Here is a 26,298-nt window from a genome sequence, read left to right as displayed (position 1 = left end):
CGGTGTCAATGTCGCGGTCGATGGCGGGGCGCTGAAGCTTGCGGATATCGGCAGCGAGGGCAGCTTTACCTTCCCGGCCGGGATGGACTTCGGGACCCTGCGCCGCGTGCGGCTGCGCTCGGAGATCGATGTCGCCGCGCTGAACCTCGGCGGGCTGATCGATGACCGGCTGGCGCTGATCGACAGCTGGCTCGATGTCGATGACACCGACGGCGCGGAGATCGACGTGATCGTCGAAGCCCGTGTCACCGACGACGATCCGGCCGGCATGCCCGTCTGGTCCGACTGGTCCCGGCTCGACAGCTCGGAAGACGAGGTCCGGGCGGTCGAGCTGCGCGCCCGGCTGATGTCTGAGAGCCCCGATTACAACGTGCTCCTCCTGAGGCTCCGCATCCATGCGGAAGAGGTATCCTGATGGTCGACTACAATCTTGCCAACCAGTCCGGGGCGCAGTTCCGCGCCGAGCTGAACCTGATCCTGGCGGCCCTGCAGTCCTGCGCCTTCGGGGCCACACCGCCCGCCACCACGACGGCCGGGCAGATCTGGGTCGATGCCTCCGGCGCCAGCCCGGTCCTGAAGATCCGCAATGCGCTGAACGCCGGCTGGACCCCGCTCGGCAGCCTCACCCCGGGCGGGTTCGAACTGGCCGGAACGTCCGAGGCCGGTCGCGCGCTGATCGCGGCGGCCAGCGTTGCGGCGCAGCGCATGGCGCTCGGCCTTGGCGCCGGGGCCACGCTGGGGCTTGCAAGCCAGGCGCAGGCCCAGGCGGGGATAGACAATGCCACGCTGATGACGCCCCTTCGGGTGGCGGAGGCGATCGCCGCGCTGGTGACCGGGGTCTCGAACCTCCTGCCCGATGCCATGGCGCCGACGCTCGCCGCCGACACCGTGGTCCTGAAGCATTGCTCCGGCGGCGGCACCCTGCCCATCTCCCACGACAAGTCCGGCAACGGGACCAGCTATGTCTTCCTCGCCGGAGAAACCGGGATCACCGCCACCCGGGACTGCGCCCTGCGCGTGGTCTTCGACCAGGCCCGGGGTGGCACGACGGCCACGCAATATGCCGCCGTGGTCCGGGACGGGCTGGTCTTGCAGGAATGGACCACCTCCAGCACCTCCTGGGCTGCCCGCAGCATCGATGTGACCTTGGCCGCGGGTCAGACGCTCTGCATCCGGCTTGGTGCGACAGGCGGAACGACCGATGTCGGCAACACCACCGTCAACACCACCGGCCAATCACTCATCCGCAACGTCCGTTACCTCACGGACCAGCGCTCTCTGATCGGGATCTGATCCATGCAAGCCGAATGGCGCACTGCCGACCGCACCATCCTCGCCCTCATCGAAGACAGCGGCCATGTCGTGATCGTCGAGCCCGGGCATCCGCTCTGGGGGGAGGCTTCCGCCCGGCCGGACATCGTGCCCTACGCCCCACCCGTGGACCCTGAGCCACCCTTTGAGGATCCCCGGGCCGCGATCCCGCCGCTCACCCGCCGCCAGCTCTTCATCGCGCTGCACCGGCTGGGGCTCATCACCGCCGAGGAGGCCGTGGCCGCGGCCGCCACCGGCGCCGTGCCCGCCGCCCTCGAGCCCACCTTCGCCGCCCTGCCGGAGCCCGAGCAGACCGACGCCCGCGTCACCTTCGCCGCATTCCAGCTGGCCTACCGGCTCGATCCCCTGACCGCGATGATCGCCGCGGCTGCCGGCAAGACCGAGGAAGAGCTCGACGCGATCTGGACCGGCTTCGCCGGGGTCTGAGCCGCAGGCATCCTGGCGCGAGCGCCAGGTCGACACTCGGCGACCCGGCCCGGGGACAATCCAGACCGACCCGCGAGCCCGCTCCGCAGGTGGGTTTTTGCATGCCCAGCCTCCAGCGAAAGGAACCGAGCCCATGCCGACAGACATGCGCAAACCGATCCGTGACCTCCAGCGCGCGCTGGAACGCCTCGGCCATTCTCCCGGCGCCATCGATGGTCTCTGGGGGCCACGCACCGCACGCGCCCTCGAAGCCCTTCTGGCCGCCAAGGGTCGCGCCGCATCCGCGTCGACCTCCGGACCTTTGCCCTGGATCGCCGAAGCGATGTCCGCCCTCGACCGCCATGAAGTCCGCGACCGCTCCTGGCTCATGGCCTGGCTGAAACGCGATGGCCGCAGCCTTGGTGATCCGGCGAAGAACCCCTGGTGCGGCGACTTCATGGAGACCTGCATCCGGGTCGCGTTGCCGGACGAGCCGCTCCTCGGGGCCTTGGGCAGCAATCCCTACTGGGCGCGGAACTGGCTCCGCTTCGGGCAGGAGGTGCCACCGATCCCGGGCGCGGTCCTGGTGTTCGCCCGCGGCTCAGGCGGCCATGTCGGCTTCGCCATGGGTCAGGACGACACGCATTTCCACGTCATTGGCGGCAACCAGTCCGATGCCGTCACCATTGCCCGCATCGCCAAGTCCCGCCTCCTCGGCGCGCGCTGGCCCGCGAGTGTCCCGCCCCGCATCGAGGCTCTGCCGGTGATGAAGCCGGGCGGGATTCCAACCACCACCAACGAAGCTTGATGAGGAGAGTCCCCATGCTGAAACCTGCCATCCTGGCGCTCGTCCGCCAGATCCTGACCGTCGCAGGCACCGCCCTCGTCGCCAAGGGCTATATCGAGGCCTCCCAGGTGGAACCGGTGATCGGGGCCATCCTCACCATCGGGTCCACCGTCTGGTCCGTCGCCGACAAGCGGGTGAGGTGAGGGGGGTGATCACCCCAGCACGCTGGGCCGACGCCCCTTGGGTGAGAGCCGGGCTGGGCAAGCCACAAGCGGGAAGCGCCAGACGCCTCGACCGCAGGCATCGCCCGGCCCGGTTCAGGGTTCACGCTGTCAAAGAGCGGCAGAGATTCGCTGCGCCTGGATCATGGCACGAAAGGGCTGGGTCCGTCGCACGCGGAAACGGGCACAATTGTGCACCTGCCTCTCTGGCCGGTTTCAAGTCTAGCCGCCCGTCAATCTGGTTGGGGCGACCCTCAGAAACGCTTCATCAAACCCATGGAAAAGTAAGCAATATCGCAGGTAATCCGCTCCTTCTCGAAGATAGTTCACCTCAAAAACCTTCACTTGCCGGAAGCGCTGATGCCTCTTGGCCGGGCCGAACCCATTGTTCAGGTCTGCTCGCTGAAACACGTCGAGTCCCCGGTCGATCAGGATCTTCCATCGTCCTCGGCGAGGTGATGACCGGCATCTCCGCGTTGGAGGCAGGTGAGATCGAGACCGGCGCTGTCAGCATCGTTCAGGCGCTGAACGCCTATGGCGAGCATTTCGAACATCCGGGCTGGCAGGCTCTCGACTGAGGCAGGGCTGCGGATGCGACCAACCGGCCGAGAGATCACATCCCGGCCGCCCTCCCTCTGCAATCGGGGCAGCGCCCTTCCAGCAGATCGGCATCGGCAGCAAGTGCTTCGGCCATGAAGTCCAGAAATAGGCGGATGCGCACGGTATTGCGCAGATCCTCATGCGTCAGAAGCCAGAGATCCAGCATAAAGTCTTCGGGAAACGTAGCGGCGCGAACCAGTTCGTGGTCGCAATCGGCGATCGTGCAAGGCAACGCCGCCAGACCGATTCCCACGCGCGCCGCGGCATGGGCGGCGGTGATCGAGTTCGTCCGATAGACCTGCCGCATGCCGGGCCACCAGTGCGTCAGGCTGCGGCTGAGCGGACCGTGCGCGGAACCGTAGCCGATCCAGTCGCTTGCACCCGGATCGTCCAGACCCCGCGCATGCAGGCTTGCCGCGGCATAGACGGCAAAGGCCAGCCGCCCGACCCGCCGCCCGACCAGCGCCTCCTGACCGGGATTGCCGATGCGCAAGGCCACATCCGCCTCGCGCCGCGTCAAGTCAAGCATGGTATCGGCGACGATCACCTCGACCTCGATCCGCGGCCACTTGCCGCGAAATGCGGCGATATGCCGAGGCAGCAGCCCCACCGCGAGCAGGTCGGTCGTGGTGACGCGGATCGTCCCGCCTGGCCGCTGGTCCTGTCCGGCGACCTTCAGTGCCAGCGCTGCGATCTCCTCCTCGATCCTCGTAACGGAATCGCGCATCTCCTCGCCGGCGGCGGTCAGGGCATAGCCGCCGGGCAGCCGGTCGAACAGCCGCACCCCCAGCCGTGTCTCGAAGGCGCCGATGCGGCGAAAGACGGTCGAATGGGTGACGCCCAGCACCCGCGCCGCGCCCGACAGCGACCCTGTCCGCGCCACGGCCAGAAACAGTCGCAGATCGTCCCAATCCTGCCCCTGTGCGTTCATGCAAGGACTCCTTGTCGGTATCGCCAATGCTGATCCTTAAAGAACAGCATATCTTGAGAGGGCAAGCAGTCACCGCCCGAGCCGGTGGGCAATGGAAGGAAACCAGCCATGACCACGACCGTTCTGCGCAGCGACGAATTCTCCTGCCCCTCCTGCGTCGTCAAGATCGAAAAGGCGCTCGCCGCAACCCCTGGCGTGACCAGCGCCAAGGTGCATTTCAACACCGGCCGCATCGAGGTCGAGCATGATCCCGCATCCGCGCCAGTCGCGGCCCTTGTCTCGGTGGTGAAATCCGCCGGCTATGAGGCCCGCCCGACCGCATTCTGATGCATCCCTTCCAGCCTGGCCGTGCGTGCGCGTGCGGCCGGACCTTCAAATCAGAGGTCCCGCATGTTGACCCCCATCCTGACGACCCTTCGCCAGCCCGCCAGCCGCCGGAAACGGCTGACGATCATCAGCGGCACCCTGATCGTGCTGGGCCTGATTGCCCTATACGGGTTCGGCCTGCCCGGGCTTTGGGCGGCATCCATGGTGACGGCGGCCTTTGTCGCCGGCTCCGACATTGCCTGGCGGGCGGTCCACGCGCTGCGCATCCGCCATTTCTCGATCGAGTTGCTTGTGACGGTCGCCGCCATCGGCGCGCTGTTCATCGGCGAATACTGGGAATCCGCCGCTGTCACCTTTCTGTTCAGCTTGGGCGCCTGGCTGGAGGCGCGCACCTTGCGCCAGACCCGTGGCGCGCTGGCCGATTTGCTGAAGGCCGCGCCCGAGGTCGCGACCGTCATCCGCGACGGTCAGCCGGTCGAGGTCGCGGCCAATGCCGTGCGCCTCGGCGAGACGGTGCTGGTGCGCGCCGGCAGCCGCATCCCTGTCGATGGCGAGGTGACCGAGGGCAATGCCGCCGTCTCCGAGGCCGCCATCACCGGCGAGCCGATCCCGGCTGAAAAGGCGCCGGGCAGCCACGTCCATGCCGGCACCATCGCCGAAAACGGCGTGCTGCGCATCCGCGCCACGGGCATCGGTTCTGACACCACGCTGGCCCGCATCATCCGCCGCGTCGAGGAGGCCCAGGAGGAACGCGCCCCCGGCCTTCGCTTCAACCCGGAGGAACCACGATGATTGACAACGATGACGCAAGACCATGGCACGAGGTTCTGGCCTTCTGGTTCCCCGAGGGTAGTGCACCGGGTATCGACCCGGAACGCCATACTGAGCACTGGCGCTGGCGGCTGCATGGCGGTGCAGACGAGGCGATCACGGCGCGCTTTGCAGATCTGACGGCAAGGGCGGTCGAGGGCGCGCTTGACCACTGGGCCGTGACGCCCGAGGGGCGGTTGGCGCTGATCGTCGTCCTTGACCAGTTCCCGCGCTCGCTCTGGCGCGGAACGCCCCGCGCCTTCGCGCAGGACCCGGCCGCGCTGACGCTGGCGCTGGCGGGGCTGGAAAACGGCCACTACGCGGCGCAGCCCGCGCCATGGTTCCAGATCGCCTTCACCCAGCCGCTGGGCCATGCCGAGGGGCCGGACCATCTGGAGCGCATCGACCGCCTGATCGCCCTGCGTGAGGGTGTCGCTGCCCGGTCGCCCGAAGCCTTGCAACCGCTCTATCACTCGCTTGTCGCACAGGCCGGCGAGGTGCGCGCGGTGATTGCCGCCTTTAGCCGCCATCCCCACCGCAACGCCATCCTCGGCCGCGTCTCCACGCCAGCAGAGATTGCCTGGCTCGCGAGAGGCGCATTCCCGCACCAACGGGCGCTTCTTGACTGATCCGGCAAGACTATCCGGCGCAGAGCCGAGCATGCTCTTTCCGGTGATGGCTTCATCGAGATTGTGGTCTGAAATCTCCCCGACGGTCTCGACGCGCCCGCTTCAGATCCTCAGCCCATGATCACCAGCACCAAGGCCGCATAACGATGGCAGCAACCGCTACATCGAGATTCTACACCTCAGTGACGGACGTGACCGAGGTGGATGCTGTCCCTGAGCGTGGTGTAAGTTCTGGCTGAGGTGGTCACCGGCGATGTTCCGGTAGGGTCACCCCGCGCAGCACGACAGCTTCGCGACATCCTTGTCGAAGGTCTGCGCGGCGAGCTTCAGGCCCTCGACCGTGGTGAGATAGGGGAAGATCGTCTCGCCGAGCGCCTTTGTCGTCATGCCGAACTTCAACGCCAGGACAAGCGTCTGGACACTGTCGGCGCCCTCCGGCGCCATAATCACGCCGCCCAGCAGGCGGTCGGTCGCCCGGTCCGCGACCAGCTTGATCAGGCCGCGCGTGTCGCGGGCGGCGAGCGCGCGGGGTACGTTGTCGAGGGTCAGCACGCTGGTCTTGACGTCATGACCCGCCGCGCGCGCCTGCGCCTCGGTCAGGCCGACGCCGGCGACCTGCGGATCGGTGAACACCACCCAGGGCATCGCGGCGTTGTCGTAGCGCTCGGCCCCGCCCAGCACGGCGTTGCGGGACGCGAGCTTGGCGCCATAGGCGGCCATGTAGACGAACTGGTCCCGGTCCGTCACATCGCCCGCCGCATAGATGCCGGGGCGTGTCGTGGCCATGTCGTCGCCAACCTTGATCGCGCCGCGTCGATCGGTCTCGATGCCCATTTCGGCCAGACCCAGCCCTTCGGTGTTGGGCGCGCGCCCGGTGGTCAGGACAAGGTGATCCGCGGTCAGATCGCGTACGTTGCCGTCAACCGTTACCGTCAGAACGGCGCGGTCGCCGTCGCGCCGCGCGGCGTCATAGGTCACGCCGTCGAGGATCGTGAGACCTTCGGCACGCAAGACCTCGGCGAGTGCCCTAGAGACCTCCGGCTCTGCCCGCGGCAGCAGGCGCGAGCGGCAGACGATGGTGACGCGTGTGCTCATCCGCGCCATCATTTGCGCGAGTTCCACGCCGATATAGCCGCCGCCGAGGAGAATCAGGCTCTCGGGCAGCCGCTCCAGCTCCAGGAGCGACGTGCTGTCGAGCGTCGGGACGTCCAGGATACCGGGGATGTCGGGCACGGCGGGCCGCCCGCCGGTGGCGACGATGACCTTGGGGGCTGTGATCTTGCGCCCGCCGATTTCGACGCCGCCTTCGACCAGACGTGCCGGACCCTCGTCGAGATAAGTCACGCCATCGTAGCCCGGCAGCAGGTCGGCATATTTCTTCTGGCGCAGCGTCGAGACGAGATCGTCCTTGGCCGCGACCAGCGCCGCCCAGTCGGCGACCTGCGCCTCGCCCCTGAGGCCCGGGAACCGATGCGCCGACTGCGCGCCGTGGACAGCCTCGGCGGCACGGATCATCGTCTTGGACGGCACGCAGCCCACGTTCACGCAGGTCCCGCCGATGGTGCCATGACCGATCAGGGCAATCCGCTTGCCTCCTTCGGCGGCGGTGATCGCGGCCGAGAACCCGGCCGAGCCGGCACCGATCACGGCAAGGTCGAAATCGTCTTTCGGGGCGCAGTCGTCTTTCATGAGGTCATCCGTCCGTTCGAGTGTTCAGTCGCCGCTGCCGCCGTCAGACAGCCTAGACCTGTAAAAGGCGCCCAACAGGCACCCGCTGCGAGCCATCCCTTTCGGGCCGGGCGATCCGCGGTCGGGCTGTCCGTTCGGTCGTCTGCAAGCTCCCCGTCGCGTACCTCTCGTCTGCTATTGATGAGAGGTGTAAGATCTGTAGCAACTACAGGCTCAAGGGGAAACTGGCCGATGACCGATCACGAGAGCGAGAGCGGCCTTACACGCGGAGACCTAGCTCGGACGACCGACTGCAACATCGAGACGATTCGCTATTACGAGAAGACTGGCCTGCTGCCCGACCCGCCCAGGACGGGCGCAGGCTACCGCATCTACTCCTCTGTGCATGCCACGCGCCTGCGCTTCATCCTGCGCGCGCGCGAACTCGGGTTCTCGATGGAGGACATCCGCGGATTCATGGGGCTCGAAGACGGTGCCGCGCCAACTTGCGCAGAGGTCAAGGAGCGGACCGAGCGCCACCTTGCCGATGTCCGCGCGAGGATCGCGGATCTCAGGCGCATCGAAATCGTCCTCACCGAGACCGCATCCAAGTGTTCGGGCGCCGAGGTTCCGGACTGTCCGGTGCTCGACGCAATTTCCAGGTCCGCCAATCCATGACCCCTCGCGAAACCATCCTCGCCGCGCTGCACACGCGGCTCTCGGCGCTGCCTGCCACCGCCCTGCGCGGCGACGTCCTGCCCGAGCGCGTACCGACCAATGGCTTGCTGATCCTGCGCGATGGCGAGCCGGGAGAGCCCGAAGTGACGCTGTCGCCGCTCGCCTACCACTATCAGCACCGCGCCGAGATCGAGGCGGTCGTGCAGGGCACCGACCGTGACGCTGACTTCGACACGCTGATCGCCAGCATCGGGGCTGCGCTCTCGATCGACCGCACACTCGGCGGCCTCTGCGACTGGGTCGAGGCGGAAGCGCCGCGCCCGGTCGATCTGCCGGTCGAGGGCGCGGCCAGCCTGAAGGCTGCCGTCATCCCGGTGGTGCTGCATTATTCCACGGCCGACCAGCTGGCCTGACCCAACCGATCATAGGAGACGAACATGGCACGAGCCCAGGGGGCGCGGGCGCTGATGGCGCTTGCGTTCGAGACCACCTATGGAACGCCGCCCGCCAGCGGCTTCACCCGCATGCCCTTCGCCAGCACCTCGCTCGGCGCGGAGCAGCCGCTGCTGAACTCGGAACTGCTCGGCTACGGACGCGATCCGCTGGCGCCGATCAAGGACGCGGTGACGGCCGACGGCGATGTCGTGTTGCCGCTCGACGCAGAGGCCTTCGGCTTCTGGCTGAAGGCGGCCTTCGGCACGCCGACGACCACCGGCGCGGAAGCCCCATACAGCCACGAGTTCCAGTCGGGGTCCTGGACGCTGCCCTCGATGTCGATCGAGACGGGCATGCCCGAGGTGCCGCGCTACGCGATGTATTCGGGCTGCGTCCTCGACCAGATCACCTGGCAGATGCAGCGCTCGGGGTTGCTGACCGCGACGGCGCGGCTGGTCGCGCAGGGCGAGACGGTGGGCACGACCACCAGCGCGGGAACTCCTGCCGCGCTCGAACTGAAACGCTTTGGGCATTTCAACGGCGCGATGACCCGGAATGGCTCCCCGCTTGGCAATGTGGTCTCGGCCGACATCACCTACGCGAACAACCTCGACCGGATCGAGACCATCCGGAACGACGGTCGCATCGACGGCGCGGACCCGTCCATCGCGGCACTGACCGGCTCCATTGAGGTGCGCTTCGCCGACAGCACGCTGGTGACGCAGGCCATCAACGGCGAGGCCTGCGAACTCGAGTTCGGTTATTCGCTACCCTCCGGAGAGAGTTTCACCTTCACCGTGCACGCCGTCTACCTGCCGCGCCCGCGCATCGAGATCTCGGGGCCGCAGGGCGTTCAGGCCACCTTCGACTGGCAGGCGGCGCGCGACAGCGTCGTTGGCCGGATGTGCACCGCAACCCTGATCAATGACATTGAGGTGTACTGATGCTCACGCTCGACCTGACCAACGCGCCCCGCTGGCACGACCTTGCCCCGGGCGTGCGGGTGCAGCTGCGCCCGCTGACCACCGCCCTGATGGTCGCGACCCGGAGCGATCCGGCCGTCGAGGCCATGCCGGACAATGCCTCCGACGAGGAACGCGCCGTCGCCTTCGCCAAGGCGCTGGCGCGGCGGGCGGTGCTCGCCTGGGAGGGCATCGGCAACGCCGACAGCAAGCCTATCGACCCGAGCCCGGAGGCCATCGACGCGCTGCTCGACATCTGGCCGATCTTCGAGGCGTTCCAGCTGACCTACGTCTCGAAGGGCCTGCTTCTGGAGCAGGAAAAAAACGCCTCCGCGCCCTCGCCGAATGGTCCTTCGGCGGGGGCGAGCGCTACTGCGAAGCCTGCGCGCAAACCTGCCCGGACTGCCCGACGCGGCTGAACCGTCCGGAAACGCCGGAGGGTTGGCAGGTCTGGGACCTGGTCGGCCGTCTCGGCGGCCAGCTGCGTGTGCTGCCCGGCGCTGTGATCGGCTGGGACATGTCGGCGGCGCTGGCGCTCGGTGACGCGCTCGGCGTGCCGCCGCTCGCCATGGCCGAACTGCTGCCCGTCCTCGAAGCGGTGATGGTCGCCAAGCTGAACGAGGAACTGGCCGCGAATGGCGGCAGCGGTGTCAGGTCTTGATCTTCTCGATCAGCGAGACGCCGGGCAGCCCCTCGAAATGCGCGTCGCAGGTCAGAAGCGTCGCGCCTTGGGCCCGTGCAGTTGCGAAGATGATGGCGTCGGCGGTTGCCAGCTTATGCTCCCGGCACGCCTCCGCCGCCGCGAGCGCGATCTCGGTATCGAGCGGAACGACAGTGCAGACCTGCGTGAACGCGATGACCTGATCCGCCTTGTCCTCGCCGACCTCGCGGGTCAGCCATTTCGCCAGCTCGAGCTGGACCATGGTCGGGACAAGCCACTCGGCCTGTTCGGGCAATTGCCCGGACATCTTCTCACCCGTTGGTGAGCCGATCAGCCATTCGATCCACGCCGACGTGTCGACGAGGATCATCAGAGCCGATCCGTCCGGTCGCGATAATCGGTGGCGGACGCGCCGCGCGCGAGCCCCTTCAGCGCCTCCCGCTTGGGCACAGGCACCAGCAGGACGCCCGTGCCTTTCGGGATGAAGGCAAAGGTCAGCCCGGCCTCCCAGTGCTGCGCCGCGCGGATCGCCTTGGGGATCGAGATCTGGAACTTCGAGGACAGGGTCGCGGTCTCGGCCATGGTCATACCCTCATGTAATCGATGCCTAAAACGTAAGACGCCGGTGCGGCGAAAGCAAGGACTCTGACCAATGGCTGAAAAGCGAGTGTCCGTCCGCCTCGCGGCCGTGGGCGGACGGCAGGTGCGCGCCGAACTGGAAGGCGTCGGCGAGGCCGGATCGCGCGGCTTTGGACGGCTGAGCCGGGAGATGGTAGCGGCGAACGCACGGCTCGCGGCCTTCTCGCGGCGGGTGCGGGTCGCGGCCGCCGCCGCAGTTGGAGCCGCAGCTGCCGCTGGCGTGGCGATGATCCGCTCCGGCCTCCAGACCGTCGATGCGCAGGCCAAGCTCGCGCAGTCGCTCGGCACCACCGTCGCCTCGATCCAGACCTTGGAGCGGGCGGGCGAGTTGGCGGGCGTGTCGATGTCCGGCATCGAGCAGGCCACCAAGGATCTGACGCGCCGTCTCAGCCAGGCGGCCGCCGGGACCGGTCCCGCTGCCGACGCGTTCGACCGGCTGGGGCTTTCCGCATCAGAGTTGATCGCGCTGCCGCTGGACCAGCGCGTGGGTGCGATCAACGCCGCCATCGAGAACTTCGTGCCTGCCGCAGAGCGCGCGGCTGTCGCGGGCCAATGCGATGGCCTTGCTTGGCGATGTCGCCTCGGAGGTCTGGGACCGGATCAAGCTGGGCGGAGAGTCGCTTTCGCTCTCCCTCCAATCCGTGTGGGCTTCCATTCGCGCGGGCTGGCTTTCAGCGCTCCAAAAGATCCAGAAGACGTGGGCGGACTTCCTGCACGCCGTGGCGCGCGGCCTCGACGGCATTCCAGGCATGGAGTCCACCATGCTTGGCGTCTATGGAGCGGCGGTTAGCGCCGGGTCTGCCTTCTACGAAACGGCTGGCGCGGCTGCGGAGGCGAGCGCAGAGGCAGATCGGCTCGCGGCTTCTGCGAGGGCAGCAGCAAACGCCGCAGTAGCGCCCCTCAGCTCGATCGAAGCGCTACGTCAGCGGAAGAATACGTACTTGATCAATGCGGCAACTACGAGGAGTGCAAGCCCCAGAAGCAAAAGGCTCCAAAGGGTCGCCGTAGCGCCCAAGGTCACCAGAAAACGCAATACGGCGACCGCCCCATTCGATGTCGGCGCTAGCCGCACCCAAAATGTGACCCGCATAGCGGAACGTCAGGGTCGCACCGCCTGGAAGCTCAAAGGCGTCTTGGAACGGCACAATGGTGAACATTGCCATGGCGCGTTCCGCATCGCGCACGCCGTAAAGCGGTAAAGCCGGCTTGTGCTTGGAGAAGCCCTTCCGATTGGCGTATTCGGCATCCTTTTCGTTGAGAAAGCCGCTGTCCTTGAGGATCAACTCCGCCACGTCTCGTGTCGCCGCGGTGGCGTAGATCCGACCCCTGAATCCATCGCGCACCAGTCGCGGGAGATAGCCCGAATGGTCGAGGTGGGCATGGGTGAGCACCACGGCATCAATGCTGGACGGCGGCACTGGCAGCGGCGCCCAGTTCAACTCGCGCAGGTTCTTGAGCCCCTGGAAAAGGCCGCAATCGATCAGGATGCGCTTGTCGCCGTTGGTAAGGAGGTGTTTGGAGCCGGTGACGGTGCTTGCGCCGCCGAGAGAGGTTAGCGTCAGCATGATTGCCTCAGATGTTGAATGCAGCGATGTCAGCGGGATTTCCGCGGCCTTCCACGGCGTCCCGTTCATCGGGAGCAAGAAGGTCATCCCTGCTCCACCCAGTGAGAGGAACAGCAGCGTCGATCAGATGCGCCCAGGTGCAGCGATTGGCAAACAGCATCCCTGGCACGTCCAGTGTGCCGCCCCGGCTGATGTAGCCGCGGGCGGCCGTCGTCCGCGGGCCGGAGTCCACTCGCCGGAGCAGGCCGAGCATGGGTTCCGGTCGCGTATGGGAAACGATCAGGCGGGGAATGCCCGGCGGAAACAGGGCAGCCAGGTTCTCGTCGCTCGCTGTGAAAGCGGCCTCGATGGGATCACGGGGCATGCGGAAGCGACCCGGCTCGGAGACCGCGGTCACTAGCACATGGCGACCATGGCTCCGGAGCCGATAGGCCGCCTTGAGGGCCTCCTCAAGCTGATAGGCGCCGATCGCCACGATTTGGAGCTCGGCTCCTTCCGTCTCGCCCTGCACATGGGCGGCACCGTCGGTTACGAAACGCTCGACGGCCTCGGCATCGAAGCGGTGCGGCATGTCGCGCTTGGAGACGATCAGGCACCCCACCTGACCGCGACCCTCGTAGATGGATCGGAGCGCAGCCATGGCGCTGTTCGCATCCACCGGGAAAAGCACCCGCGAGGTGTCGGACATCTCGCCCAGCAGCGCCTCGCCAATGGTCGGGTCCTGATGTGACTGTTCGTTCTTCGCGTTCTCCCAGGTATGGGAAGTGACGACCAGGGGAACCGAAATCCAGCGCGGCTCCTGGCCGGCCTCCCGCTGCCGCCGGGAAAAGACGATCTCCTGCCGCACACCACCAAGCATCTTCATGGCGAAGGCTTCGTAGCTGACGATCAGATTGATCCCGCCCTTGTTGGCCAGCGCCGCGCCCGCGACCGCTTCCTCATTGAGCGCGGTGATGACTGCACCGTCGATCGCGTCGGCAACGCCGGGCTCAGTGGTATTCACGCGATGGCGCAGCCGGTCGAGCGTGGCTCCCATGTGGTTGGAGCGTAACTCGTCGGGATTGCCCACACGCGGGCGGAGCGCAGGGTTGGCGTCCACGACGCGGGCGAACCAGCGGTCGAGCGCATGCATCGCGCAATCGGGCGGATCGCCGGCGACCGTCCAGTCCGGCTCGGGCAGGTCAGGTGCGGCCGGGTTGCGCAGCGCGAGCGCATGCCGGCTTTCCGGCTCCCGTCCCTGCTTGCCGTAAACGGCGATTTCAGCGACGGCGCTCTCGATCTCCCCGGCGGGAACGAACAGCGTTTGCGCCGCCTCGTTGAAGGCGTCTCTCGCCGGCTGGTCCTGAGAGGGATTGCCGCCGAGCGGTAGATTGTGCGCCGCGTTGGTGTCGGCGCCTGGAAAGCCGAAGCCTTTGACCGACTCGGCAATGACATAGGGAACGGGAGCCGGATAGGTGCGGCCAGGATCGGCTGCGAAGCGTTCAAGTCGCCTTTCAGCCTCAATGATCGCACAGGCGAAGGCTGCGGGATCACGGCCATCGATGATGAAGGGATCGAAACCGTTCAGCTTCAGGTGGTCGACGAGCCAGTCCGCACCGCCCTGCTGCGCGATTTGGGCACGTTCCTCGATGCGCCGGCCGTTGAGGATCATGACTGGAATTGGGAGGCCAGAATCTTCAGCGCGCCACCACCGGGGCGTCCAGTCCGAGCCGCGCTGCTCTTCGAAGGCCCCGTCGCTCAGGAAGGCGACGAGGCTTTCGCCCGGCAGCGGCGCATGGGCGTACTGGACTTCGGCGAAGCCGAGATAGCCGCCCTCCGAGATGGCGCCAGCGGTGTTCGGCCCGGCATGGCTGCCGAGCGGGACCGCGGCAGCGCCGTCGGCGTCGATGGCATAGGAATAGAAATCGGCCGCTAGCTGCGAAAGTCCTCTCTCGCTGCTATCGTAGCGGCCCCTCTGTGCAGGAGAAACGTCCCCCGTCAGCGCATTTATCGCTTCGATCGCAGCGACAGAATGGCCTTGCCCCATCATCCATGAACGGGTTTTCGCGGTGATCGCGTTGGCCGCGAGATAGCCGACGAAAGCGGGCACCATGTTGAGCGAGCCGCCGGTGTGGCCCTCGGGCGTCGGCTTGAACGCCTCGGCAGGCAGCGGCGCGCCCGAAAGGTCGACACGTTGGGCATAGGTCATGTGGACAACTGTCCACATTGCGGCGGAAGTCAGCCGGTCCGCTGCGGCAAGGATACGATAGAGGGCCTCCTGTTCGATCAGGCCGGACGCCGCCAGCAAAGCTACGCGTTCAATCGTCTCATCGTTGTGGCTGATCAGGCCATATCCCTGCCGCCATGCTTCTGAGGTCGCCGTTGTGAACTCGTTCATGTCGTCACCGCTTTCACCAAATTGCTCTCGTTGTCAGGTAACGCCCCCGGTCCAGGATGGCGGATCGCTCGCCGGAAAGGAGTCCAAACCCGCCTGTTCCACTTCGTCTATTGGTTCCGGCGGACGCCGATGCCTGATGAGATCGCCCTCATCGTCGGGCGCAGCGGCAACTGCCTTGGCGACCAGGGAGGCGAGCCGGACGGCATTGCTTTCGTGGGGCACGGAGTCGGTCGAGACGATGCGGTCACAAAGAGCAGCGAGGCGCTCAAAGGAATTGTCGGCGAATATCCCATGCACCACGGCAACCACGGGCCGAACGAAGCCCTGCAGCGGAAGCTGGCGGGCAGCCTCAATCAGCGTATGCCCCGACGATGCTATATCGTCGGCGAGCACCGGCTGGAGCCCGCGCCACTCGGAAAGGTCCGGCAGCTTAACTTCAACATTGCGGTCGCCATGGCGCACCTTGCGAAGCACGGCGTGCGGAGCACCGATACGTGCCGCGATGGCCGAGACCCATTGGTCGCTTTCCTCGTCAGGACCTATGATCAGGGGCTTGTCGACTTCTGCGGCGATCCAGTGCGCCAGCTGCGGCGCGGCATGCAGTGTATCTGTCGGGATCGTGTAGAGAGGCGACAACGCCGCATAGCGATGGAGATGCGGATCTACGGTCACCAACCGGTCGAAGCTGGCCGAGACAAGCCGCGCGAAGCTCTTGGAGGTGACCGCCTCTCCCCGTTGGAAGCGGCGATCCTGCCGCATGTAGGAGAGGTAGGGGGCGATCAGGTTCACCTGACTGGCCCCCAAGTCCCGGGCTGCATCCGCCGCGAAGATCAACCGTAGAAAACCATCGTCGGGACGCGCTAGCGTGCAAACCAAGTCGACTACCTTATTTTTCACCTCCGAGAGAAGGCGGACGTAAGTCTCGCCATCAGGAAAACGCCGCGTTTCCAGCGCACCCAATTCCCATCCTCCTTCGTCAGCGAGACGGCGCGCGAACGTTTCGTTACCCGGCAAGGGAAGGATCAGTCGCATGGCACGAGCTTCCAAGGATTCGCTTCTGGTCGTCATTTGTGCCTCCTGTAGGAGCGCAGGAACTGGGCGTTGATGGCCACGATGATGGTGCTGGCCGACATGAAGACAGCCGCAACAGCAGGGGTCATCATGAAGCCGGTCCCGAAGGTAATGCCGGCTGCCATCGGGATGGCGATCGCATTATACCCGGTCGCCCAGACGAGGTTCTGGACCATCTTGCGGTAAGTGGCGCGCGAGAGACCAAGGATCGCGCCGACGTCGCTCGGGTCGCTGCGCACGAGAACCACGTCGGCCGATTCGACGGCAACATCGGTGCCCGCGCCGATGGCGATCCCGAGATCGGCCATCACGAGCGCAGGCGCGTCATTCACCCCGTCGCCGACCATGGCCACGGAGAGCCCTCGTGCTTGGAGTTCCTCGATCTTTTGCGATTTCTGATCAGGCAGCACTTCGGCGAAGTATTCGGTGATTCCGAGTTCATCCGAGACCGTTTTTGCAACGCCCTCGGCGTCACCGGTGAGCATCATCGAGCTGATCCCGAGGGACTTGAGTTCTGCAATGGCCTCCTTCGATTCCGGACGAACGATATCAGCCAGCGCAAAGAGTGCCCGCGGCTCGCCGTCGCGGACGAGAACGACGACTGTCTTGCCCTGTCCTTCCAGTCGCTTGAGGCTGTTATGGGCGATAGCATTGCCCTGTCGTGCCAGGTGGCCAGGGCTGACGATACGCACATCCTGGCCGTCCACCTTGGCCACGATGCCTTCGCCGGTGATGTTGCTAACGTCAGTTGCACTGGGAATGACCAGGCTTCGTTCCTTCGCCTCGGCCACGATGCCGTGGGCGATGGGATGCTCGGACTGGCTCTCGGCGGCCGCAGCGAAGCTGAGTTCCTCGTTTTCGTCACCCTCGGCAAGCAATACGATATCGCTGATACCGAAACGACCCTCGGTTAATGTGCCGGTCTTGTCGAACACGACCGCGTTGAGGTTGCGCGCCCGCTCAAAGGCTGCGCGGTCGCGGATCAGCAGCCCGTTGCCGGCCGACAGCGACGTGCTGACCGCGACGACCAGCGGGACAGCGAGACCGAGGGCGTGGGGGCAGGCAACGACCATGACCGTCACCATGCGCTCGATGGCAAACTCGAGGGGCGCGTCGAGGAAAAGCCACCAGACGAACAGCGTGCCGAAGCCCACGATGAGTGCTATGTAGGTCAGCCAGGCGGCCGCACGGTTGGCGACGTCCTGAGTCCGCGATCGCGTCGCCTGCGCCTTCTTTACGAGTTCGATGACCTGCGACAGGTAGGTGGCGTCGCCTGTCGCCGTTACCTTTATGGTCACGGCGCTGGCCCCGTTTATGGCGCCGCCGATGGCGGCGGCGCCGACCCCCTTGGTTACTGGCCGCGATTCGCCGGTGAGCATGGCCTCGTTGAAACCGGACGAGCCCTCGATGATCTCGCCGTCCACCGGAACCTTTGCACCGGGCCGTACGATGACCTTGTCACCGGGCTGGAGGGTTGAGATTGGCACCTCCTCCGCGGATCCGTCGGGCCTTATCCGGGTGGCCGAATCCGGAAGGAGCCGCACGAGTTCCTCAAGCGCGCGCGATGCTCCCATGATCGAACGCATCTCGATCCAGTGACCGAGCAGCATGATCGCGATGAGGGTCACCAGTTCCCAGTAAAGTTCTTCGCCCGGAAAGCCGAACGTTACGGCGACCGAGAAGAAATAGGCGGCCGAGATCGCCAGCGCGATCAGGGTCATCATGCCGGGCTGCCTTTTGCGCAGCTCGGAGGTAAAGCCCGTCAGAAACGGCCATCCGCCATAAAGGTACGCAATTGTTGAGAGCACGAAGATGACGTAGCGGTCGCCGGGGAACGCCAGAGTCTCTGCGATGCCAAGCCAATGCTGGATCATCGGCGAAAGCAACAAGATCGGCGGCGTCAGTAACAGAACCAGCCAGAAGCGGCGCCGGTAGTCGGCGACCATCTCACCATGATCATGTCCGGCGTGGCCGGCATGCTCGGAATGGCTGGAGCCGGCGGCGGCTAGAATTTGCGAGTCACCGCGTGGGCCTTCTCCATCATGATGCACGCTCGCATCCGCCTGATGGTTCTGATGGCCATGATGGTGGGAGTGTGGAGAACTCATCAGTTGTCCCTATCGTTACTTGTGCGGCAGAGCCGCGAGATAGCGTTGCTCTTGCGTATCGGTGTGATGCTGTACTTGGGATAGGCGGCGAGCAACCGGGCTGTATTGCGCCGAGCGATCCGAGGCCATCAAACAGGTGCTTTCCGCTAGAAACCATCTCATCGTGAACGCGATGCGCGTCCGCGACAGGAATGGGTCTAGGGCGGACATCGGTCAGCCTCGCCCAAGGGCATCGGTGATCGCGCCGACGCCGAGTGAGCGGTCCGTCGCGGCGATCGAGCGCTTTGCATCGCGTTCCCGGCCGGTCAGGGCGCGGATGGCGTCGATCGTGTCGGGGATCACGATCGCCTGGTTGTCGACCATGTAGGCGTAGAAGAGCTCGTCGCCCTCGACCTTCAGCATGTCGGCCCAGAGCGCCACCTCGTAGAGATTATCGTGGGGGCGCCCGAGGTCGGCCATCATTTCCTTGACGGCGTTAATCGCCGAGAGGCCGTCGCCAATCTCGACGAGTGCGATCCGCGACGAGGCGCGGAACGCGTTGAGTACTTCGTCTTTGCTCGCGGCGCCGGTCAGCTGCACAGTCCAGTAGTGCAGATGCGCCAGCGTTTGCGGCACCTTCACCGCCATCGTCAGGACGTCCAGCTCGGGGTCGACGCTCTGCGCGTCAGGTCCTTGATGGCTTGGGATTTCGGGTTCGGGCACCAGTGTGTTCATGATGCCGCCGAGATGGCTTTCCCATGGGTCAGTGGCGCGCCGCAGCAAAGTCCCGCGGGCCTTCCGGAGCAGCCCGGCGTGCTTGAGCGCCGTCAGCGTGCGGACCGTCGACGTCGTGTTGCACGAGACGACGCGAGTGGAGTCCCGGCCGATCGCACTCTCGTAGTTGGCGTCAGCGACGAAGGAATGGCCGGTGACCTCGTGCTTCTCGCCGCCCTGGAGGATGAACTTCACGTTCTTCTTCCGGTAGATTGTGACATTCTTCGCGGCGACGTTTTTCGGCGTGCAGTCGACGACCACGTCGGCGGTTCCAAGTAAATCGCCAAGGGCACCCGCGACGTCGAGCCCCGCCTTGCGCATCGGCTCAAGCCGTTCTTCCGTAGCGGCGAAGATGGCATAGCCCTTGCGCGCCGCCACTTGAATGCGCCAATCGAATGCAACGTCGGCGATGCCGACCAGCTCCATATCGTCTTGGAGAGCAATAGCATCGACGACCCGCTTGCCAATCACTCCGTAGCCGTTGACAGCGACACGCGTTCTAGCTTGCTCGGCCATGATCTTCACTCCTTTGCTCTGCAGGTTCGCAGCGACTGGCTTCGCGGATATCTCCTCATCGACAGCCCGAGTGGCTGCGTTATCCTTGCGTCGCGTTCGAGCGGCTTCGCGTTGATGCATAGCGCCTTGCGACCGTCGCTCGTGGGCATGTGACCGGCATGATCGCTTTGCGACATCACCATGCTTGTGCCTCCTTGTTGCCATGGGAAGACGCCGGCATCCGGCGTCCTCTGCCATCCTCTGATTTATGCGCTGACCGTGAACTCGGTCATCATGCCGGTCTCAAGATGCGGCATGTGGTGGCAATGCAGCATCCAGCGCGCGGCCTCGCCGGCGTCGAGCGCGATATCGACCATCGACATCGGCGGCACGTACACCGTGTCGCGCAGCGCGCCCCGGACCGCGCGTCCGTTCAACCCGACGACTTGGAACACATGTCCGTGCAGATGCATCGGGTGGCCCATCATCGACATGTTGTGGAAGGACAGCACGACCCGCTCGCCGCTGCGTGCGGCAAGCGCGCGATGCTGGCCCCAGACGGCACCGTTGATCGTCCACACATAGGGCTGCATCGAACCGCCCAGCATCACAATGTGGCTGCGGTCCACCGGCCGATCCGGCAAGGTGTCGACGGCGGTCAGTCGCGACTCCTGCGCAAGGTCGGTGTCGAAGGCGGGTGCTTCGCTTTCCGCCACGCCATCAATGCGCCGGATTTCGGCGCCCTGCGTGGCAAGAATCAGGCCGGTGCGCTCGCGCGCGCCCTCTCGCAGCGCGAGGATCGGCCAAGCGCCGCCCTCCTGCGGCAGGTCGATCTCGAGATCGAGTCGCTGGCCCATAGCCAGACCGAACCGCGTTTCGGATAGTGGTGCGACGGCATGACCATCAACCGCCACCAATCGCGCTGGCGCGGCCCCGGTGTCGATCCAGAACACCGTCGCGGCGGCGGCGTTAATCACCCGCAGCCGGATGCGCCCGCCGCGCTCGACCTGCACCACCTCGGGATCCGAAAGCGTGCGGTCGTTGGCAAGATAGGCGTCCCAGTCATAGTCGTTGAGGTCCATCGCCATGCCGTCCATGGCCCCCATCCCCATCATGCCGCCCATGGCGCCGTGATCCATGCCAGCCATCGGCATGTTTCCCATCGCGCCATGGTCCATGTCTGCCATGCCGCCCATGCTCGCGCCTTGATCGCCTCCGTGCCCACCCGCGGCCCCGTGGCCGGCCGTGATCTCGGCCATCACCTCCTCGGGCGCCTTGAACGAGAAATCGTGCAGGAACAGCACCACCTCCTGCCGGTCAGCGGCGACATCCTCGGCGCTGCGCACGATCAGCGGTGCCGCCAGGAGGCGCATCTCGTGCAGCGGCACATGCGCGTGCATCCAATAGGTGCCGGGAAGCGGCGCGAAGTCATAGGCGCGTGTCTCGCCGGGGGTGAGCATCGGCAGAGGCATGTCGGGCACGCCATCCTGTGCGTTGGGGGGGATCTGGCCGTGCCAGTGGATCAGCGTGTCGACATCGAGATCGTTACGCAGATCCACCCGGAACCGCGCGCCGGGATCGAGTGTCAGGCCCTGTCCGGTCGGCCCGGCAAGACCCCAGACCGTGGCAGCGCGGCCGTCGATGTCCAGCGTCCGGGTGGCGGCGTGCAGCGACAGCGGGGCCAAGCCCTGCGCTGCCGCGATGCGGGGCAGATGCGCATGGGCCAGCACGGCTGCGCCAGCGGCAAGAAAGCCGCGTCTTGAAAGGGTATTCATGGTCGTCTCCTCGGGACAGCCTGTCCCGTTCATCAAAACCGACAGGACGCCGCGGGCCTCGGCCCGGACGCGTGATCAGAGGAGACGAAATTTGGGAGGTCGGTCGTTCAGCGCAGGTGCCCGGCTGGCGACGATTGCACCGGAGGGCAGGTCATGGCTGGCGGGCGCGTAATCGCTGCCAGAGCCTTCGCCAGGGGAGGTCAGGAAGACCGAAAGACCTGCGCAAAGCACCTCACAGGCTTCGGCATCACCTGAGCCGCAGTGCTGATCACCATCACAGGGATTTTCGCTGCCGGTCGCAACCTGCATCATCTCGCCGACATGCACCGAGTGATCCGGCTCTGCGCTCAAGCCCGCCGCATGCGCGGACGTCACCGTCGTTATGACGGCGATCGCGAGTACGGCAATCATGGTGATGAAGCGCGAGAACATGCGGGAAAGATAGGCGCTGGTCACGGGAATGTCCATTGCCCCCAACGTCGCGCCTCTGGCAGAAATTCAATCTCGGCATGTAGCCGATTGAAATTCTTCACCAGCAGTCATGCAACTCATGCGCAATGAACTCCGTAAGATCTTGTGGCTCGGGTTGCTCCTCGGCGGCCTGATCCTGGCGGTCCTCGTTGGATGGCATCAGGTCCGTACCGCGTCCACCGCCGCGTCATCTGCAGAAGTCTTCGAACAAGGCCGGCAGGTCTATGCGGACCAATGTGCGACCTGCCACGGTGCGCACCTCGAGGGGCAGCCGGACTGGAAGACGCCCCTTCCGTCCGGGCGTCTCCCGGCGCCACCGCACGATGCCGGCGGCCACACTTGGCACCATCCCGATGACATCCTGTTCCGCATCGTCAAGGAAGGCACGGCCGCCATCGTCGGGGGCGGCTATGAGAGCGACATGCCGGGGTTTGCCGATGTCCTCAGCGACGCCGAGATCCGGGCTGTCCTCGTCTATATCAAGAGCACCTGGCCAGCGCGCGAGCGGACCTACCAGGAGAATGTGTCGCAGGCACGCTGAGCGATGACGGCACCTTCGGGATGGAGCTTCGTTGCAGGCCGGAGCTGCCGAGCGACCGGCAGTTCAGTTTCACGAGGCCAGCCCGGTGACAGTTGAGACTGCCGGACAGAAGCGGCATATTTGGATCGGCATGATGGCGAAACTTTTGGGAGCGATTTTTGTGGGATTATTCATGGCTTACCTCGCGTTTGAAGCACGCTTGACCTTGGCGCAACCTCGGGGTTTCTCTCGATGAACAATCCGGGCTCCAGTTCATCGGATCGAGTTCAGGACCGCACGGAGCGGCTCAACAAGAACTGCTTCTGCGTTACACTGGACGTTCCATCGCTGCGCGAAGCGATGGAGCACGAGGCTGGTGAGTCGGCGTTCTTCGAGACGTTCATCCGCCCCAAAGCCCATCTGTTCTCGCACGTGCCAGTGTTCCTTTCGGCCACCACGGTGGATGAGATGCGCGCGATCGCAGTGGCCGTGGAGACCACCGCCCAACTCGCGACATACAAGGCCGCAGTCCTCTCCTGGGCGCCGGAAATCGCGCGGGCGGATCACGGCCCGCTCGGGGCTTTGATGGGCTACGACTTTCATCTTGGTGAAGACGGCCCCCGGTTGATCGAAATCAACACCAACGCCGGCGGCGCGTTTCTCAATGCCTTTCTTGCGAGGGCGCAGCGCGCGTGTTGCGCCGAAATGGACATCCCCCCGACGCTGCTATCCTTCGAGGACGCGGCGTTCCACATGTTCCAGAACGAATGGATTCGGCAGCGGGGAACGGGCGCGCCACAACGCATCGCCATCGTCGATGACAGTCCGCCGGAACAGTATCTCTATCCCGAGTTCGTGCTCGCGCGGCAGGTTTTCGCGGCACGAGGAGTAGACGCGGTCATCGCCGACGCCGGTCGCCTTCGCTACGACGATGGTCGGCTCAGCGTCGATGGAAAGGCAATCGATCTCGTTTACAACCGGGTCACCGATTTCGCCTTCGATCAGCCCGAGCACAAGGCACTGCAGGAAGCCTACCGGGATGGCGCGGTGGTCGTGACGCCGAATCCGCACAACCACGCGCTCCTTGCCGACAAGCGCAACCTTTCGCTTCTTTCGAATGCCGCGACGCTTGAGGCATGGGGAGTGGAGCCGAGATTTCGCGCCCTGCTCGATGCTGTGCCACGCACCGTCCTGGTCAATCCCGACAACGCTGATGCACTTTGGAGATCCCGCAAGGACCTGTTCTTCAAGCCGACCGGCGGACATGGCGGCAAGGCGGTATATCGCGGCGACAAGCTGACAAAAGGAGTCTGGGCGGAAATCGCGGAGGGCGGATACGTTGCTCAGACGCTGGTCCGCCCCAGCGAGCGCATGATCAAGATCGACGAGACACCCCAGAGGCGCAAAATGGACGTGCGACTGTATACCTATGATGGGCAGGTGCTTCTGGTGGCCGCGCGCCTTTATCAAGGTCAAACCACGAACTTCAGGACGCCAGGGGGCGGGTTCGCGCCGGTGTTCGTGATCTGAAGCGAGAACTGGTGGAGTGAACTCGGCGCTTCGGGATGGCAAGGGCGGCGCGGAAGCCCGCCGAAGGGCATCTGGTGGCGTCCGGTTGCCCGTGCGACCAGCGATGCCGACCGCTACTCAGCACGGGCATCGTTCCATTCTGACGAAAGGATCGCACCATCAAACCGTGGGATCAAACACCTGGAGACCGCTACGCCGCGCGCCGTAGCACTTTATCTTCGCACTGCGAGCCGAGGCACACTCAGAGCCATAGTCAGCCGAACCCCAGCGTCGCTGCTGCCAGAACAAGGTAGCGGCCGATTTTCGCGATGCTGACGAGGAGCAGGAATACCAGGAAGGTCTCGCGCAGCACGCCCGCTACGACAGTCAGCGGGTCGCCGATAATCGGCGCCCAGGCCAGCAGCAGCGACCATCGACCGTAGCGGCGATACCAGCCTTCCGCCCGTTCCAGCGCGGCGGGGCTCGCCGGAAACCAGCGGCGGCCGCGGAACCGTTCGATCCCTCGCCCGAGAAACCAGTTGGCCACAGAACCCAGTACATTCCCGACGCTCGCCACAACCAGCACCAGCCATGGCGGGTAATCGGTCAGCAAGAGGCCCACTACCAGTGCCTCGGACTGGGCAGGGAGCAGAGTCGCAGCGGTGAAGGCAGCCAGAAACAGGCCTCCATAAACGGCAGGATCGCCCATGATGATCGGTCAGACGCGCCGCGGCGGCCATTGTCGATGCAGGTCGTCGATCACCACGGCGTGGCTGTGGCCGCTCTCTCCCTTGTTTCGCAGATGCGGATGTCCTTCGGGCAGATCGGGGTGCTCATGGGACAGAACCTCCGGCTCTGCCGCAGGCCAGAGCATCATTGCCCCCGCCACCCCGAGCGCAGCGAGGCCAGCCATGGTGAGAAAGGTCGCATCCAGACCGAACGCGGCCCCGAACCGCCCGGCCAGCGGATAGGTGAGAAGCCAGCAGGCATGGCTGAGCGCAAACTGGGCGGCGAAGATCGCCGGCCGGTCCTGCGGCTGGGCGGACCGACGCAACAGCCGACCCGTCGGTGTCTGTGTCAGGCTGTAGCCGAAGCCGATCACGAGCCACAGGGACATCAGCGCCGTCAGAGATCCGGCCAGCGGCCCAAGAGCCGTCCCGAGCGCAAGAATCACCGCGCCCGCCATCATGGCGGGACGGTCAGGCATGCGATCGAGCAGCCGCGGCAGTAGCAGCGCCGCGATCATTGAGCCCCCGCCGAAGGCTGCGAGGGCCAGCGCCACCTGTGCTTCGCCGAGGCTGAGGCGCGCCTGAACGAGCACGACCGTGTTGACGATCACCATCGCCCCCGCCGCGGCCACCGCAAGATTCAGCGCAAGCAGCCCGCGAAGGCGCGGCGTGGCGAGATAGATGCGGATGCCGCGGGTGGTCCGGTCCCAGACGGAGCGCGGCTGCGTGGGCTGTGGTGAAGGCAGGGTGACGGTCATCACGAGTGCGGCCGATGCGAGAAAGCCGATGACGGTGCCGCCGAACAGAACCGGAAAGCTCACCACCGTCAGAAGTGCGGCCGCGAGCATTGGCGAGAGCAGGTTCTCCAGATCATAGGCCAGCCGCGAGAGCGACAGGGCCCGGGTGTATTCGGCCTCGTCAGGCAGAACGTCCGGGATCGTCGCCTGGAAGGTTGGCGTGAAACCGGCCGACGCGGCCTGTAGCAGGAAGATCAGGATGTAGACGTGCCAGACCTCGGACACGAAGGGCAGCGCCAGCGCCACCGTCGCCCGGATCAGGTCGAGCGCCACCAGCATCGCGCGGCGCGGCACGCGCTCGGCGAAGGCGGCGGCGACGGGTGCAAGTGTCACGTAGGCGATCATCTTGATCGCGAGCGCCGTGCCGAGCACCAGCCCCGCATTGGCCCCCGCGATCTCCCAGGCCAGAAGTCCGAGGGCGACCGTGGCAAGTCCGGTGCCGACGAGCGCGATCACCTGTGCGGCGAACAGATGGCGGTAGGTGCGATTGGCAAGGATGGCCAGCATGACGCCCTCAAAGAAGTCTGGCCATCGCCCGCAACTCGGCGAGTTCGTCCTCGCCGCCGAGCCCCAGGCAATGATCGATGTGGTCGTGGATCAGCGTCCGCTTGGCGGCCGTGATGGCGTTTTCGACCGCCTTGAGCTGGTTCGCAATCTCGGCGCAGGGCTTCCCCGCCTCCAGCATGGCGATAATTGATCTCAGGTGACCTTCAGCCCGCTTGAGCCGGTTGATGATGTCGGGGTGCGATCGGTGCAATGCTGTCTCGGTCATGATGGCACATATCCCCCCAGGGGGGATGTCTGCAAGATCATGGATGCGCGAGCAGTATCAGGCCCTGCGTTCCGGATTAAACTGCAACAGTCGCAGCGCATTCAGCGTGACCAGCACCGTCGCCCCGGTATCGGCAAGGATCGCGATCCAGAGGCTGGTCAACCCCAGAACCGAGGTCACGAGGAACACGAGCTTCAGGCAAAGCGCGATGGTCACGTTCTGGGGATGTTCGACATGGCTGCGCGGGACAAGCGGATCGTGGCCGCTCTCGG

The 26,298-nt window shown here is 65.6% G+C and carries 29 protein-coding genes and 3 pseudogenes; 16 read left to right on the top strand and 16 right to left on the bottom strand.

Annotated elements, in window-relative coordinates; translation table 11 throughout:
• The 5 genes and pseudogenes from I7S92_RS12205 to I7S92_RS12185 form a co-directional block, all read left to right on the top strand.
• A pseudogene (locus tag I7S92_RS12205) lies at window positions 1-415 on the top strand (phage tail protein); the annotation flags it as partial.
• Window positions 415-1,293, top strand: a complete 879-nt coding sequence (locus tag I7S92_RS12200) for a hypothetical protein (protein WP_197644534.1) — start codon at window positions 415-417, stop codon at window positions 1,291-1,293. The pseudogene I7S92_RS12205 and the gene I7S92_RS12200, both read left to right, overlap by 1 nt.
• Window positions 1,294-1,296: 3 nt before the next feature.
• Window positions 1,297-1,758 (top strand): hypothetical protein, encoded by a 462-nt coding sequence (locus I7S92_RS12195; RefSeq protein WP_197644533.1) that lies wholly within the window; start codon window positions 1,297-1,299, stop codon window positions 1,756-1,758.
• A 133-nt stretch (window positions 1,759-1,891) separates the two neighbouring features.
• Window positions 1,892-2,545: an NlpC/P60 family protein gene (locus tag I7S92_RS12190; protein ID WP_197644532.1), complete on the top strand. Its 654-nt coding sequence runs from the start codon at window positions 1,892-1,894 to the stop codon at window positions 2,543-2,545.
• A 14-nt stretch (window positions 2,546-2,559) separates the two neighbouring features.
• Window positions 2,560-2,727 (top strand): Pam3-gp28 family putative phage holin, encoded by a 168-nt coding sequence (locus I7S92_RS12185; protein WP_197644531.1) that lies wholly within the window; start codon window positions 2,560-2,562, stop codon window positions 2,725-2,727.
• 240 nt (window positions 2,728-2,967) lie between these two features.
• Here I7S92_RS12185 and I7S92_RS23485 read toward each other — a convergent pair whose 3' ends face one another.
• Both I7S92_RS23485 and I7S92_RS12180 read right to left on the bottom strand, forming a co-directional pair.
• Window positions 2,968-3,156, bottom strand: a complete 189-nt coding sequence (locus I7S92_RS23485; protein WP_354001332.1) for a hypothetical protein — start codon at window positions 3,154-3,156, stop codon at window positions 2,968-2,970.
• Between the two features lie 202 nt (window positions 3,157-3,358).
• Window positions 3,359-4,276, bottom strand: a complete 918-nt coding sequence (locus tag I7S92_RS12180; RefSeq protein ID WP_197644530.1) for a LysR family transcriptional regulator — start codon at window positions 4,274-4,276, stop codon at window positions 3,359-3,361.
• Between the two features lie 108 nt (window positions 4,277-4,384).
• Here I7S92_RS12180 and I7S92_RS12175 point away from each other — a divergent pair, with 108 nt between their 5' ends.
• The 3 genes from I7S92_RS12175 to I7S92_RS12165 all read left to right on the top strand — a co-directional run bounded on the left by I7S92_RS12175 (window position 4,385) and on the right by I7S92_RS12165 (window position 6,042).
• Window positions 4,385-4,603 (top strand): heavy-metal-associated domain-containing protein, encoded by a 219-nt coding sequence (locus I7S92_RS12175; protein WP_197644528.1) that lies wholly within the window; start codon window positions 4,385-4,387, stop codon window positions 4,601-4,603.
• 63 nt (window positions 4,604-4,666) lie between these two features.
• Window positions 4,667-5,395: a P-type ATPase actuator domain-containing protein gene (locus I7S92_RS12170; RefSeq protein WP_242070187.1), complete on the top strand. Its 729-nt coding sequence runs from the start codon at window positions 4,667-4,669 to the stop codon at window positions 5,393-5,395.
• A complete protein-coding gene (locus I7S92_RS12165) occupies window positions 5,392-6,042 on the top strand; it encodes a DUF924 family protein (RefSeq protein WP_197644526.1) in 651 nt (216 codons plus the stop codon). Before I7S92_RS12170 ends, I7S92_RS12165 begins: the two co-directional genes overlap by 4 nt.
• A 267-nt stretch (window positions 6,043-6,309) precedes the next feature.
• On the opposite strand, the gene merA is transcribed toward I7S92_RS12165, so the two are convergent.
• The gene (gene merA / locus I7S92_RS12160) at window positions 6,310-7,731 is read right to left on the bottom strand and encodes a mercury(II) reductase (RefSeq protein ID WP_165054030.1); all 1,422 of its coding nucleotides are present in this window, start codon (window positions 7,729-7,731) and stop codon (window positions 6,310-6,312) included.
• A gap of 231 nt (window positions 7,732-7,962) precedes the next feature.
• Here merA and I7S92_RS12155 point away from each other — a divergent pair, with 231 nt between their 5' ends.
• The 5 genes from I7S92_RS12155 to I7S92_RS23185 all read left to right on the top strand — a co-directional run bounded on the left by I7S92_RS12155 (window position 7,963) and on the right by I7S92_RS23185 (window position 10,446).
• On the top strand, window positions 7,963-8,388 hold the full coding sequence (locus tag I7S92_RS12155) for a MerR family transcriptional regulator (RefSeq protein WP_165054027.1): 426 nt from the start codon (window positions 7,963-7,965) through the stop codon (window positions 8,386-8,388).
• On the top strand, window positions 8,385-8,801 hold the full coding sequence (locus I7S92_RS12150) for an acyl-CoA transferase (protein WP_197644523.1): 417 nt from the start codon (window positions 8,385-8,387) through the stop codon (window positions 8,799-8,801). Before I7S92_RS12155 ends, I7S92_RS12150 begins: the two co-directional genes overlap by 4 nt.
• A 24-nt stretch (window positions 8,802-8,825) precedes the next feature.
• Window positions 8,826-9,767 (top strand): phage tail tube protein, encoded by a 942-nt coding sequence (locus tag I7S92_RS12145; RefSeq protein ID WP_197644520.1) that lies wholly within the window; start codon window positions 8,826-8,828, stop codon window positions 9,765-9,767.
• Window positions 9,767-10,204 (top strand): hypothetical protein, encoded by a 438-nt coding sequence (locus I7S92_RS12140; RefSeq protein WP_197644516.1) that lies wholly within the window; start codon window positions 9,767-9,769, stop codon window positions 10,202-10,204. The genes I7S92_RS12145 and I7S92_RS12140 overlap by 1 nt, the downstream gene beginning before the upstream one ends.
• Before the next feature lie 68 nt (window positions 10,205-10,272).
• Window positions 10,273-10,446 (top strand): DUF7697 family protein, encoded by a 174-nt coding sequence (locus I7S92_RS23185; RefSeq protein ID WP_264224550.1) that lies wholly within the window; start codon window positions 10,273-10,275, stop codon window positions 10,444-10,446.
• On the opposite strand, the gene I7S92_RS12130 is transcribed toward I7S92_RS23185, so the two are convergent.
• Both I7S92_RS12130 and I7S92_RS12125 read right to left on the bottom strand, forming a co-directional pair.
• A complete protein-coding gene (locus I7S92_RS12130) occupies window positions 10,436-10,816 on the bottom strand; it encodes a type II toxin-antitoxin system VapC family toxin (protein ID WP_197644513.1) in 381 nt (126 codons plus the stop codon). The two genes, I7S92_RS23185 and I7S92_RS12130, sit on opposite strands and share 11 nt — an antisense overlap.
• Window positions 10,816-11,028 carry an AbrB/MazE/SpoVT family DNA-binding domain-containing protein gene (locus I7S92_RS12125; RefSeq protein WP_242070186.1) on the bottom strand — a complete coding sequence of 71 codons (213 nt, stop codon included), beginning with the start codon at window positions 11,026-11,028 and terminating at the stop codon, window positions 10,816-10,818. The genes I7S92_RS12130 and I7S92_RS12125 overlap by 1 nt, the downstream gene beginning before the upstream one ends.
• 70 nt (window positions 11,029-11,098) lie before the next feature.
• Between I7S92_RS12125 and I7S92_RS12120 the strand changes: the two are divergent.
• Window positions 11,099-11,647: pseudogene (locus I7S92_RS12120) on the top strand (phage tail tape measure protein); the annotation flags it as partial.
• 355 nt (window positions 11,648-12,002) lie between these two features.
• Here I7S92_RS12120 and I7S92_RS12115 read toward each other — a convergent pair.
• From I7S92_RS12115 to I7S92_RS12085, 7 genes are all read right to left on the bottom strand, one after another.
• Entirely contained in the window at window positions 12,003-12,650 is a 648-nt protein-coding gene (locus tag I7S92_RS12115) for an MBL fold metallo-hydrolase (RefSeq protein ID WP_197644507.1), read from the bottom strand.
• A gap of 7 nt (window positions 12,651-12,657) precedes the next feature.
• On the bottom strand, window positions 12,658-15,027 hold the full coding sequence (locus I7S92_RS12110) for a phosphoketolase family protein (RefSeq protein WP_197644504.1): 2,370 nt from the start codon (window positions 15,025-15,027) through the stop codon (window positions 12,658-12,660).
• A gap of 33 nt (window positions 15,028-15,060) precedes the next feature.
• Entirely contained in the window at window positions 15,061-16,095 is a 1,035-nt protein-coding gene (locus I7S92_RS12105) for a ribose-phosphate pyrophosphokinase (protein WP_242070185.1), read from the bottom strand.
• Window positions 16,092-18,206, bottom strand: coding sequence for a heavy metal translocating P-type ATPase (locus tag I7S92_RS12100; protein ID WP_197644501.1), 2,115 nt, complete (start codon window positions 18,204-18,206; stop codon window positions 16,092-16,094). The genes I7S92_RS12105 and I7S92_RS12100 overlap by 4 nt, the downstream gene beginning before the upstream one ends.
• Window positions 18,207-18,419: 213 nt before the next feature.
• Window positions 18,420-19,475 carry a type II glyceraldehyde-3-phosphate dehydrogenase gene (locus tag I7S92_RS12095; protein ID WP_197644498.1) on the bottom strand — a complete coding sequence of 352 codons (1,056 nt, stop codon included), beginning with the start codon at window positions 19,473-19,475 and terminating at the stop codon, window positions 18,420-18,422.
• A gap of 245 nt (window positions 19,476-19,720) precedes the next feature.
• Window positions 19,721-21,229 carry a multicopper oxidase family protein gene (locus I7S92_RS12090; RefSeq protein WP_197644495.1) on the bottom strand — a complete coding sequence of 503 codons (1,509 nt, stop codon included), beginning with the start codon at window positions 21,227-21,229 and terminating at the stop codon, window positions 19,721-19,723.
• A gap of 75 nt (window positions 21,230-21,304) precedes the next feature.
• A complete protein-coding gene (locus I7S92_RS12085) occupies window positions 21,305-21,697 on the bottom strand; it encodes a hypothetical protein (RefSeq protein WP_197644491.1) in 393 nt (130 codons plus the stop codon).
• A gap of 82 nt (window positions 21,698-21,779) precedes the next feature.
• Between I7S92_RS12085 and I7S92_RS12080 the strand changes: the two genes are divergently transcribed.
• The gene (locus I7S92_RS12080) at window positions 21,780-22,241 is read left to right on the top strand and encodes a c-type cytochrome (protein ID WP_197644582.1); all 462 of its coding nucleotides are present in this window, start codon (window positions 21,780-21,782) and stop codon (window positions 22,239-22,241) included.
• 231 nt (window positions 22,242-22,472) lie between these two features.
• Window positions 22,473-23,750 (top strand): ATP-grasp domain-containing protein, encoded by a 1,278-nt coding sequence (locus tag I7S92_RS12075; RefSeq protein ID WP_197644488.1) that lies wholly within the window; start codon window positions 22,473-22,475, stop codon window positions 23,748-23,750.
• A gap of 253 nt (window positions 23,751-24,003) precedes the next feature.
• On the opposite strand, the gene I7S92_RS12070 is transcribed toward I7S92_RS12075, so the two are convergent.
• From I7S92_RS12070 to I7S92_RS12055, 4 genes and pseudogenes are all read right to left on the bottom strand, one after another.
• Complete coding sequence (locus tag I7S92_RS12070; RefSeq protein ID WP_197644484.1) at window positions 24,004-24,438, bottom strand: YqaA family protein; 435 nt, start codon at window positions 24,436-24,438, stop codon at window positions 24,004-24,006.
• A 9-nt stretch (window positions 24,439-24,447) separates the two neighbouring features.
• Window positions 24,448-25,761 carry an MFS transporter gene (locus I7S92_RS12065; protein ID WP_197644481.1) on the bottom strand — a complete coding sequence of 438 codons (1,314 nt, stop codon included), beginning with the start codon at window positions 25,759-25,761 and terminating at the stop codon, window positions 24,448-24,450.
• Between the two features lie 7 nt (window positions 25,762-25,768).
• The gene (locus tag I7S92_RS12060; RefSeq protein ID WP_197644478.1) at window positions 25,769-26,026 is read right to left on the bottom strand and encodes a metal-sensing transcriptional repressor; all 258 of its coding nucleotides are present in this window, start codon (window positions 26,024-26,026) and stop codon (window positions 25,769-25,771) included.
• Between the two features lie 57 nt (window positions 26,027-26,083).
• A pseudogene (locus tag I7S92_RS12055) lies at window positions 26,084-26,289 on the bottom strand (hypothetical protein); the annotation flags it as partial.
• Window positions 26,290-26,298 lie beyond the last annotated feature (9 nt).

The organism is Tabrizicola soli (assembly GCF_015999335.1).
Lineage (GTDB): Bacteria > Pseudomonadota > Alphaproteobacteria > Rhodobacterales > Rhodobacteraceae > Tabrizicola > Tabrizicola soli.
This window is presented reverse-complemented; position numbering and strand designations above follow the sequence as displayed.